General features: G+C 64.0%; 3 protein-coding genes. 1 reads left to right on the top strand and 2 read right to left on the bottom strand.

Annotation, left to right across the window (positions count from 1 at the left end; genetic code table 11):
• The coding region (locus tag AB4Z11_RS22010; protein WP_442027675.1) for a response regulator at positions 1-3,546 on the bottom strand (3,546 nt) is incomplete at its 3' end.
• A gap of 142 nt (positions 3,547-3,688) precedes the next feature.
• On the opposite strand from AB4Z11_RS22010, the gene AB4Z11_RS22005 reads away from it, so the two are divergent.
• Complete coding sequence (locus AB4Z11_RS22005; RefSeq protein ID WP_442027674.1) at positions 3,689-4,111, top strand: hypothetical protein; 423 nt, start codon at positions 3,689-3,691, stop codon at positions 4,109-4,111.
• Between the two features lie 85 nt (positions 4,112-4,196).
• On the opposite strand, the gene AB4Z11_RS22000 is transcribed toward AB4Z11_RS22005, so the two are convergent.
• Positions 4,197-5,245: methyl-accepting chemotaxis protein (locus AB4Z11_RS22000; RefSeq protein WP_442027673.1), on the bottom strand; the 1,049-nt coding region annotated here is incomplete at its 5' end.

Below are 5,245 nucleotides of genomic sequence, written 5' to 3'. Positions count from 1 at the left end.
GCCAATTTCCACGATAGCCCCTTTCTGCTCCAGGGCGCTGGTGAGAGCGAAGATATTGCGCACGTCGTCATCTACCAGCAGGATGGTGCGGCCTTCGAATACGCGGTCGCGGCTGCGCACCGCCTTCAGCATGTTCTGGCGCTCGCTGGACAGTTCCGACTCGACCTTGTGCAGGAAGAGCGTGACCTCATCCAGCAGGCGTTCCGGTGAGCGTGCGCCCTTGATGATGATGGAGCGCGAATATTTCTGCAGGTCGGCTTCCTCGGCGCGCGTGAGGCTTCTTCCAGTGTAGACGATGACTGGCGGGAAGGACGCGATCTCTTCATGCGACATTCGCTCCAGCAGTTCGTTGCCCTGCATGTCGGGCAGTTTCAAATCCATCACCATGCAGTCGAAGATATGGCTGCGCAGGAGCTGCAGCGCTTCCTCGCCGGTGGCCACGGCCTTGATGTCGATGTCGTCGTCGGCAATCAGCTGGACCACGCTGTCGCGCTGCCGGTCGTCGTCTTCCACCAGCAGGATGTGCTTGATCTTTTGTGTGAACTTTTGCTCAAGCCTGTTGAAGACTTCCTTCAGTTCTTCACGCGAGRCGGGCTTTCTGGCGTAGCCGACCGCGCCGAGGTGCAGTGCCGCTTCGCCGTGGTCGGAGGCCGACACCACATGCACGGGGATGTGGCGGGTTTTCGGGTTGTCCTTCAGGAGCTGCAGCACGGACAGCCCGGAGCGGTCCGGCAACCTGATGTCCAGCAGGATGGCGGCGGGCTGCTGCTCTTCCGCCAACTGCAGGCCTTCCTCGGCGTTGAAGCCGACCAGACAGCGGTAGTTCTTCTCATGCGCGAGGTCGAACAGGATACGCGCAAAGTTGGGCTCGTCCTCGATGACCAGCACCATGCGGTCGGGCGGGGGTGGGATGGCGCGGTCGTCGTCGAAGGGGCGGACGAAGGCTTGCGAGCCGGGGCCGCCTGCGCCTGAAGAGGCGTCCAGCATGGAGCTGCCCGCGTGCATCGCGGCCGCGGACGAGCCGGTGGCGCGCGGCCGTGACCACCCGGCGCCATCTGACGCGCCAGCGAGGCCGGTTGGTGCTCCGGAGGTGGCCGGTACGCCGGCGGAACCCGATCGTGACACGGCGGCGCCTGGTGTCCCAGCGAAGCCGGTGCCTGGCGTGGAGGTGCCCGGCGCCCCGGCAAGGCTGGAGGGCCGCGTGGTTGTGCCCGCAGGACCAGCGAGGCTGGAGCGCGGCGTACTGGCGCCCGGCGCCCCGTCGGGGCCGAATTGCGATGCGGCGGCGGGCGCGGCGGATGTGGACGACAAAGCTGAGGCGCCGGACAGCGTCCCGGTCGCCGTAGCGGCCGAGGCGGACAGCCCGATCGCAGCACCCGGCGCGGCAGCCGGCGCCGGCGGCGCAGCCCACTGCACTGGCAGCGTCAGGGTGAACACACTGCCCTGCGCCACCGCGCTGGTGACATTGATCGCCCCGCCCAGCAGCGTGGCCAGATCGCGCGAGATGGACAGCCCCAGCCCCGTCCCGCCATAACGCCGGCTGGAAGTTCCATCGCCCTGCTGGAAGGCGCCAAAGATCGCTTCCTGCAGGTCCGGGCGAATGCCAATACCCGTATCCTGCACCACAAAGCTGAGCTGCCCGTTCGGCGCCGCGGACAGGCGCAGCATCACCTTGCCCTCGTCCGTGAACTTGAGCGCATTGGACAGCAGGTTTTTCAGCACCTGCTCCAGCCGCTGCGGATCGGTATAAATCGAATCCGGTACGCCCGGGTCCAGATCGATCACAAAATCCAGCCCCTTCTGCCGTGCCTGCGGCTCGAACAGCATGGTCAGGTTGTTCACCACCTGCTGCAGCGGCACGTCTTCCGGCATCAGTTCCAGCTTGCCCGCTTCGACCTTGGAGATGTCGAGAATATCGTTGATCAGATTGAGCAGGTCATTGCCCGATGCGTAGATGGTGCTGGCAAAGCGCACCTGCTCCTCATTCAGGTTACCCGGCTCGTTCTCGGCCAGCAGCTTGGCCAGAATCAGCGCGCTGTTGAGCGGTGTGCGCAGTTCGTGCGACATATTCGCCAGGAACTGCGACTTGTACTGGCTGGCACGCTCCAGATCCTCTGCCCGCTCCTCCAGCTGGGCGCGCGCATCGGCCAGCCAGGCATTGCGCTGGTCCAGCATCACGGCCTGTTCGGCCAGGCGCTCGTTGGTTTGTTCCAGTTCCGCCTTCTGATTTTCCAGATTGACTTGCGACTGCTCCAGCACGCGCGACTGCTCTTCCAGTTCTTCGTTCGCGGTGCGCAGCTCTTCCTGCTGCACCTGCAATTCCTCGTTCAGCTGCTGGGTTTCGGACAGCAACTCCGACATGCGCTGGCGCGCCTGCGTGGCGTCGATGGCGTTGCCGATATTGCTTGCCACCAGCCGCAAGTAATCCATTTCGCGGTCGCCGATGGCGCGCAGGAAGCCCAGTTCCACCACGCCGTTGACATGCCCATCGCTATCCACCGGCACCACCACCAGCTGCATCGGTGCGCCGTCGCCCAGTGCGGAACTGATCTTGATGTAGTTCTTCGGCAGGTCGGTCAAATGAATCAGCCGTTTCGTCACCACAGCCTGGCCGACGATGCCTTCTTCCGCACCGATCACCTGTCCGCGCTCTTCGTCCTCGCGGCTGAAGCCATAGGTCGCGGTGCGATGCAGGCTGCCGTCCATGTCGCGCACATACAGTGCGGCCACTGCCACGTCCAGATAACGCGCCAGGAAGCGCAGCAAGGTGCTGGACAACAGCGGCAGCGCCATCAGGCCGATACCCTGCTCGGCCAGCTGGCTCTGGCCGGAGCGCAGCCAGGCCTGGTGGGTCAGCTTGTCCGCATGCAGGTTCTGCTCATGCAGTGCCGTGCTGTAGACCGTGGACAAGCGCAGCAGGTCACGCCGGCCGAACCAGGCCAGCGAACCGCTGATGATCATGCTGAGAATGAGGAAGCCCGCCACCGTGAAATAGGTGACGTTGCGCGCCTCGCGGCTGCGGGCATCGCGCAGGCGGCGCTCGTAGATCAGGAAGTCGGCAAACTGCTTGCGCAACTCGTCGAAGTCGGCCTTGGTGCGGCCGGCCCGGATCATGCCCATGTAGTCGCCACCGTTGCGGCGCGCGTCCAGGATTTCCTGAGCGGTGTTGTCCCATTGCCGCTGCTGGACGCGCATGGTGCGCAGGCGCTGCACCTGTTCCGAATTATCGGCTACTTCCTCGCTCAGCGCGTCGATCGCCGTCTCGATTTTGGGGCGCGCCAGTTTGTACGAGGTCAGGAAGGTTTCATCGCCGGTCAGCGCAAAGCCGCGCATGCCGGATTCCATATCCACGGACAGCGTCCGCAGCTCATTGGCTTGCGCGATCACGCGCTCGCTGTGCTCGACCCAGGCCAGAGAGTTCAGCAGATAGGCGAAGATGGCAACGAACACGCCGGCCGTGACCACGCCGGCCGCCAGCGGCAGCGTAATGTTGCGGCTCAGGATGCGCCGGAAATTCTGGTCATCGATAGCGGTCGTACGGGGCATAAAATCTTGTCGAAGTTTTACTTGTATGCTTGAGTTTAGCCCAATCGAAATTGCACTGGCGCACTTTGCAATCGTGCGCAGGCGCACCGCAGGCCGCTATAATGGCTTGCAGAATTCATCTTTCCATTTGATTAAGACGCCCATGCGCCAGATCCTCTCTGCTCTGCCCTTGTTGCTGCTCGCAGGCTGCTACAACGACTCCGCGACCTTCTATGCGGACACCAGCCAGGAACACACGCTGACCGTGCGCCGCCAGCAGGATTACTTCTGGAGCGAGGACGCGCGCTACACGCTCATGGCCGCGCGTATGCCGGCCTGCCAGCGCCAGATTCCGCTGGCCGAGCTGCCGATCGAAGACACGGATTTCGAACTGTTTGCGAGCGAAGACAATCGMTGGAGCCTGCGTTCGGGTAAACAGGTGTGGCAGCTGGAGACGCAGACTTGTTCCCTGCTGGGTGAAGGCGGACAGCCGGAAGGACAAAAAATCGGCACCTATCACGCCAGCGCCGACAAGATGACTTACCAGGAGGAGCCGGGGACTGCCCCGGCGCCAGAGCAGCACTGATCGTAGGGCGGATCATTGATCCGCCGCCTACGCGGCCATAACCGCGCCACCTTAGTGCACGCAGCGGCGGATCAAACGATCCGCCCTACGCGGTGCGCACGGTCAAGGCGGTCGAGCGCGACGGGCGCAGGCGCGGCGCGTGAGCGCCCGGGGTGTCCGATCCGAGCCTGAAGCGGCTCACCAGCTGCGCCAGATGCGCCGCCTGCTCCTGCATCGCACCCGCCGCTGCGGCAGCTTCCTCCACCAGCGCGGCATTCTGCTGCGTGACCGAATCCATTTCCRTAATCGCCTGATTGACGTGGCTGATGCCCGTGGTCTGCTCGCTGGACGCCGCCGTGATATCGCCCATGATGGTCGTCACGCGCGACACGCTGGCCACCACCTGCTCCATGGTCGTCCCGGCTTGCGCCACCAGGGCGCTGCCCGCCTCGATGCTACCGACCGAATCGTCAATCAGCGCCTTGATCTCTTTCGCGGCGGCGGCGCTGCGATGCGCCAGATTGCGCACCTCGTTCGCCACCACCGCAAAGCCGCGTCCCTGTTCGCCAGCGCGCGCCGCTTCCACTGCCGCGTTCAAAGCGAGGATGTTGGTCTGGAAGGCAATGCCGTCGATCACGGAGATGATATCCACAATGCGCGTCGCCGATGCATTGATGGTTTCCATCGTGCTCACCACTTCGGACACCACCTCGCCGCCCTTCTGTGCCACTTCGGAGGCCGTCTTGGCCAGTTGATTGGCCTGATGCGCATTGGTTTCGTTCTGGCTGACGGTGGAAGTCAGCTCCTCCATCGACGCAGCCGTCTCTTCCAGCGAACTGGCTTGCGACTCGGTGCGCGCCGACAGATCCATATTCCCGCTGGCGATTTCGCCAGAAGCGGTGGCGATGGTGTCCGCGCTGCGGCGGATTTCGCCGATGGTGTTGGCAAGGCTGGACTGCATGGTTTTCATGGCGAACAGCACGCTGCTGTCGTCACCGGAGCGCGTATCGACGCTGCCGCTCAAATCGCCGGACGCAATGCGCGCCGCCACCTGCTCCGCGTATTCCGGTTCGCCGCCAATCGTGCGCTGCAGGCTGCCGTTGATCACGCTGGAGATCGCAGCCAGCACCGCGATCACAATCGCCAGCACCACGC

This window comes from Pseudoduganella sp. RAF53_2, from assembly GCF_052113985.1.
Classification (GTDB): domain Bacteria; phylum Pseudomonadota; class Gammaproteobacteria; order Burkholderiales; family Burkholderiaceae_D; genus Rugamonas.
Note: the sequence above shows the minus strand (reverse complement) of the source record. Positions and strands in the feature narration are given on the sequence as shown.